The organism is Oryzihumus sp. (assembly GCF_036391795.1).
In the GTDB taxonomy this organism is placed as follows: Bacteria; Actinomycetota; Actinomycetes; order Actinomycetales; family Dermatophilaceae; genus Oryzihumus.
The window spans coordinates 1-1,696 of sequence record NZ_DASVZH010000145.1 but is presented as its reverse complement, the minus strand read 5'-3'; the positions used below and the strand labels follow the sequence as shown (position 1 = coordinate 1,696).

The 1,696-nt window shown below is 72.8% G+C and carries 1 protein-coding gene; it reads right to left on the bottom strand.

Translation table 11 applies throughout. The annotated features are described in order from the left end of the window. Positions 1–170: 170 nt before the first annotated feature. On the bottom strand, positions 171–1,696 hold a 1,526-nt coding region (locus VF825_RS08525; RefSeq protein WP_331112182.1), incomplete at its 5' end, for an arginine--tRNA ligase.

The following is a 1,696-nucleotide window of genomic DNA, read 5'->3' as shown; positions in this document are numbered from 1 at the left end:
CGCCACGTTCGTCGCCCAGTCCCCATGCTCCCGGCTGCGCGGACGCTCCACCCGCACCTCATCCGGCACGACGACGGTCAGCTCGCCCGCCTCCACGGCGGCAACGAGCGCGGAGCGGATGGCCAGCGCAAGCTCTTCGGGAGTCACCTCCCGAAGTCTAGGGCGCGGGCTCAGCCCGCCTCGGGGGTGTCCACGCCGGCCTCAGCACCGGTCTCGGCGGCGCGCTCGAGGCGCTCGGGTGCCGAGACGCCGAGCAGGCCGAGGCCGTTGGCCAGCACAACGCGCGTGGCCTCGTTGAGCCAGAGCCGGGTGCGGTTCAGGTCGGTGACCTCCTCGCCGGCGTGGGGGCGCACGCGGCACTCGTCGTACCACTTGTGGAAGCGGGCGGCGAGGTCCTCCAGGTAGCGGGCGACCCGGTGCGGCTCGCGCAGCTGCGCCGCCTGGGCGACCACGCGCGGGAAGTCACCGAGGATCGCCAGCAGCGCCGACTCCGTCTCGTGGGTCAGCAGCGCCGGGTCGAAGCCGTCCTCCCGGCGCACCCCGTCCTCGACCGCGAGCCGGCTGACGTTGCAGGTGCGCGCGTGGGCGTACTGCACGTAGAACACGGGGTTGTCGTTCGACTGCCGGCGCAGGTCCTCGCCGTTGAGCGAGAGCGGGCTGTCGGCGGGGTAGCGCGCCAGCGTGTAGCGGATGCCGTCCGCCCCGATCCAGTCGAGCAGCTCGCCGAGGTAGATCGCGTTGCCTCGCCGCTTGCCCATGCGCTCGCCGGCGATGTTGATCAGCTGGCCGATCAGCACCTCGATGTTGACGTCGGGGTCGTCCCCGGCACACGCCGCGATGGCCTTGAGCCGGCCGACGTAGCCGTGGTGGTCGGCGCCGAGGAGGTAGATCTTCTCGGGGAAGCCCCGGTCCTTCTTGGACAGGTAGTAGGCGGCGTCGGCGGCGAAGTAGGTCGGCTCCCCGTTGGCGCGCACCATGACCCGGTCGCGGTCGTCGCCGAAGTCGGTGGTGCGCAGCCACGTCGCACCGTCGGCCTCGAAGACGTGGCCCTGCTCGCGCAGCCGGTCCACCGCCTGCTCGACCGCACCGGCGTCGTGCAGCGCCTTCTCGGAGAACCACACGTCGAAGTGGACGCCGAAGGTCTCGAGCGTCGAACGGATGTCATCGAGCTCGGCCCGGTAGCCGAGCTCGCGGGCCACGGCCAGGGCCTCGTCCTCGGGCAGCTCGAGCAGGTCGGGACGCTCGGCCAGCACCGAGCTGGCCAGGTCGCTGACGTACTCCCCCGGGTAGCCACCCTCCGGCACCTCGGTCCCCCGCGCCCGGGCCAGGATCGAGGCGGCGAACTTGTCCATCTGGGCGCCGGCGTCGTTGACGTAGTACTCGGCGGTGACCTGCGCTCCCGAGGCGACGAGCAGCCGGTGCAGCGCGTCGCCGAGCGCGGCCCAGCGGGTGTGGCCGATGTGCAGCGGGCCGGTCGGGTTGCCGGAGACGAACTCCAGGTTGATGGTGTGCCCGGCCATGGCCTCGTTGCGACCGTAGGCCGGCCCGGCCTCCACGACGGTCCGCGCCAGCTCCCCCGCCGAGGCCGCATCCAGCGTGATGTTCAAGAACCCCGGCCCCGCCACCTCCACCGCCTTGACCCCCGCCACCGCACCCAGACGCGCGGCGAGCCGGGAGGCGACCTCCCGCGGCGGCA